This is a genomic window from Vibrio sp. V33_P6A3T137 (assembly GCF_009904835.1).
GTDB classification, from domain to species: Bacteria; Pseudomonadota; Gammaproteobacteria; order Enterobacterales; family Vibrionaceae; genus Vibrio; species Vibrio metschnikovii.
Genome location: NZ_WXWK01000018.1, coordinates 1 through 3,492, shown reverse-complemented (window position 1 = coordinate 3,492; position 3,492 = coordinate 1). Strand labels below are relative to the sequence as shown.

The 3,492-nt window shown below is 39.7% G+C and carries 5 protein-coding genes; all 5 read right to left on the bottom strand.

Translation table 11 applies throughout. The features are described 5' to 3' along the window. The coding region (locus tag CAG60_RS01535; RefSeq protein ID WP_161438116.1) for a hypothetical protein at positions 1 to 210 on the bottom strand (210 nt) is incomplete at its 3' end. Positions 211 to 277: 67 nt separating this feature from the next. Further along, a complete protein-coding gene (locus CAG60_RS01530) occupies positions 278 to 703 on the bottom strand; it encodes a hypothetical protein (RefSeq protein WP_158138916.1) in 426 nt (141 codons plus the stop codon). Between the two features lie 226 nt (positions 704 to 929). Further along, positions 930 to 1,178, bottom strand: a complete 249-nt coding sequence (locus CAG60_RS01525) for a hypothetical protein (RefSeq protein ID WP_158138917.1) — start codon at positions 1,176 to 1,178, stop codon at positions 930 to 932. Continuing rightward, the gene (locus CAG60_RS01520; protein WP_158138918.1) at positions 1,178 to 2,347 is read right to left on the bottom strand and encodes a tyrosine-type recombinase/integrase; all 1,170 of its coding nucleotides are present in this window, start codon (positions 2,345 to 2,347) and stop codon (positions 1,178 to 1,180) included. Before CAG60_RS01520 ends, CAG60_RS01525 begins: the two co-directional genes overlap by 1 nt. A gap of 101 nt (positions 2,348 to 2,448) precedes the next feature. Continuing rightward, positions 2,449 to 3,492, bottom strand: a 1,044-nt coding sequence (locus CAG60_RS01515) for a hypothetical protein (RefSeq protein WP_161438115.1), incomplete at its 5' end; no start/stop codon positions are given.

Sequence of the window (3,492 nt, the reverse complement as noted above, 5' to 3'; positions counted from 1 at the left end):
AGATAATGTGTACTCCGTATCAATACTGATAATTGGCTGCTCAAATATTGACACCTTTTGAGACCGATTATCTGATCTTGTTTTAGAAGGCTCAGCAGTAGGAAGCTCCCAATCATTGAAGCTCACCTCCGCATCAATATCATCCGTTCCGTAACTAGCTAGCCCAATACGCTCAACCCCGGCGTCTAATTTGTTTTCTAGATAACTCATACTTAAAACTCCAGATACAATAACGGCGCTATAACAGCGCCACTAAAGTAAGATGTATAGAAGGGCGCTACTTAAAATCAGCCCATTCAATAGGCGTAACTGGTTCCCCATCACCTATAACCATCATGCGCTTGGATAGCTCATCAAGCAGAAAATCGAGACGACTAAAATCTGTCGTTTTAAACATGTAGAGTAACTTTCCATTAGTTCCAGTGATGAGAAGGTTCGAACTCTTTGGCGAAATAAAAATCTCAGCGATAACGGAAGGATCGATGAAACTCCCATTATCAAGAATGATGGAATGACCTTTAGTAGGCTTAACCACCTTTTTTAGTCGTTCAAACAATGCCAACGAATCATCGCCCTTCTCAAAACAAATCGCATTGCATTTAGGATCTAAAGCAAGAGTAAAACCATCGTCATAAATGATGCTGCTTGAAAGACTGACGTTTTTAACGCCGTTTGTTGTAGAAACAAAGATAGGTTTTTGCATAATACACACTCCAATAAGAAGAAAATACTAAGCCACAATAAGGGCTCGCTTCACAGCACATCTGCTGTAGATGAATCATCTCAATTAGAGAAAGCGTCGGCTACTAAGTACAAAAAGAGTAATTTATCTGCTCTACCCGTCCCTAGATTGAAAACACCAGTAAACAAAGACCGATAAGGGCATTGTGCTACACACAATGCCCTTATCGGTCGTCAATTTTATCAAATTAAATATTCCACTTAGGATTCATTTTTTGGCTATACGACGAAGCAACGAGTTTCTGCTGGCCTGCCATTTCAGCTTCCCATTCGATTACGTCAGACAAACGGAAGCGTATCGGGCTATTTCTATTATTACCTAACTTAAAAAATGGAGGTACTGCTGAAGGGTTTCGAGAGCAAGCCGTAGTAATAGACTCTAAACTTCGCTTCTGTCGCTTGGCAAGATCACTCTTCGTTAAGATTACATCGTCCATTACACATCTCCTTCTAATAAAGCGAAGGCTTCGGGTGATAACATAGAGGAGGCAGTCGCCTGACTCGCTTGCAATAACGTTGATGATTGGTGAAATGCATAACGCTCAGTTGTCGCCATAGATTGGTGGAATAAGCTCATCTGCACCAGTCTCGCGTCACCAGTTTGCGTCAAAAGACGACTGGCATAAGTACGGCGCAAATCATGTATATTAAACGACGAAGCTGAAGGGAATTTCTGCAATACCTTAGCCTTGAGCTTTTCATGACAGCTTCTAGGATACGCAATATGCTCTCCATCATTTATATAAGAAGGAAATACCCAGTTGTTCGTTGAAGTAGCCAAAGAACGGCGCAAAATTAGCAATGCCGCATCATTTAGAGATACCGTGTGCGCTTTACCACTTTTAGTTAAAGGTAAATATAACTTCGCTGATGGCAAATCAACCATACTTTTAGTTATTGAGATCACGTTACCGATCCTCAAACCAAGAAATAAACTCAAAAGTAAAGCCCTAGACTGAGGCGTATCAATTTTCGATGCTTCCAGCACGTATAAATCCATCTCAGACTGATTAAGTACTCGATGTCGAATGTTGTTCTCTGCCCACTTTTTGATCCCGCAACACGGGTTCTTGGCTAGCATGTCCAATGAAACAGCAGCAGAAAAGATTCGGGATAATAAAGATAGGTGACGGTTTACAGTCGCACCAGTAACAGATTCAGATAACTTAACTAAAAAACTCTCAATCTCCATACGCGTTACGTCACAGAGAGGTCGATGGGCAAAACTAGGCATTATACGTCGCCAACGAGTTTTTACGCTTTTAATATCTCGGTTATGGCTTTGCATTTGAGGAAAAACATAATCGATAAAAAAATCACCAAGACGAACCTTTCCGGTCTTAGTCCACTGCCCCATCTCAATGTCAGACAAACGTTGACGAGCTAGTTTATCGAACATACTGATGCTCATTTCAGGCCAGTGTCCGATTACTTCTTTAAAACGCTGACGTTTGAATGTCTTTGATATGCTAAAAGAGATCATGGTTGACGAAAAAGTAACGTATTGATTACGAGTCCCTTCTCGACGGTATGTAATAGCCTTCTCACCCGGTAACACTACGGGGTGAGAAGCTAAAGATTCTGCGGTAAGCATTAAAGTCTGCATTCAGGATTACCTATGTTATTTATCGGTAACCCCTATAATATTGATTTTCTAGAATCGAACACGTAAGTACAAAATCAGCTTTTTTTAAAAGTATATCCTTGCTAACACTCCGCCTTTTCCTTATAGAATCTACGCGATACTTGAGTAAATAGCTGTTTATAGACTGTGGAATCCGTTTTATCAAGTACACGCTTACTAAGCCGGAGGGTAGTTTTATGCGACGAGCTAGGTTTAAATTCTTTGAATCTTTCAATGCCAGCTAGCATCTTCGTCTTGGTTGCCAAATCATCAACATAGTAACATCCATTAACAAAAAAATCACATGCATTGATAACACCTACATATGACTTTGGCTCCTCATCAGCTTTTAAATACTCGAACATCAACTTAAAAACAACCTCTAGCTCTAGCATTTCCGTTTCATATAATGGAATGTTTTTGTCATGCCTTTTCTGTACACTTGCAGCTCTTACCTTGCTGATTAATTTTTTCTTCTCAGCCAAAACTTCCGAGTATAAACCTGTGATTGGGTCTAAAAGCTCAGCTATCTCGCGAATGCTTTCAAGAGTAGAAGTTAATTCAGCTACGATACTTTCATATTCGTGTCCATTCCCTCCTGACTCAAACAAATGCTCCGCCTTTAAATACATGAGAGAAAAGGAATCAACTAGAGATAACATATAAACAGGTACAAGAAGGTCTTGATAAGAACGTTCAATTAACTTCTGGTAGCTACTTTTCTTATTCTCAGCAAGGTTATAGTCAAACCCAGTAAAGTCCGATATATCAAGGAGGTCCATTTCAAGAGACAGGCATAAACAAACCAATGGAGTGTAAGACTCATAAGACTCAATAGAGAAAGGTAAATCATATGAATTGAGCCAATGGTTTAGAGCATATTCAGAACGCTCACTTTCCGGCATATCCATTTCAGCCTCAACGTAGTAAGCCTGAACTAACTCCATATAAAAGACACTAATGATATTATTAGCAGCAACCACTAAAGACTGTTTAGCTATTTCAATCTGCTTCGTTTTTTTAACATCATTATCGCCTAGCACCTTCTCTGCTAGCTTTCTATAGACGCTACATTCACCCTTTAGTTTTTCGATTTTATATGTTGGTCTCGCCATGATATTTAATTC

Coding starts and splice junctions, on each gene's coding strand:
- CAG60_RS01525 (WP_158138917.1), bottom strand. CDS start 1,178: ATGGACGATGTAATCTTAACGAAGAGTGATCTTGCCAAGCGACAGAAG.
- CAG60_RS01520 (WP_158138918.1), bottom strand. CDS start 2,347: ATGCAGACTTTAATGCTTACCGCAGAATCTTTAGCTTCTCACCCCGTA.
- CAG60_RS01530 (WP_158138916.1), bottom strand. CDS start 703: ATGCAAAAACCTATCTTTGTTTCTACAACAAACGGCGTTAAAAACGTC.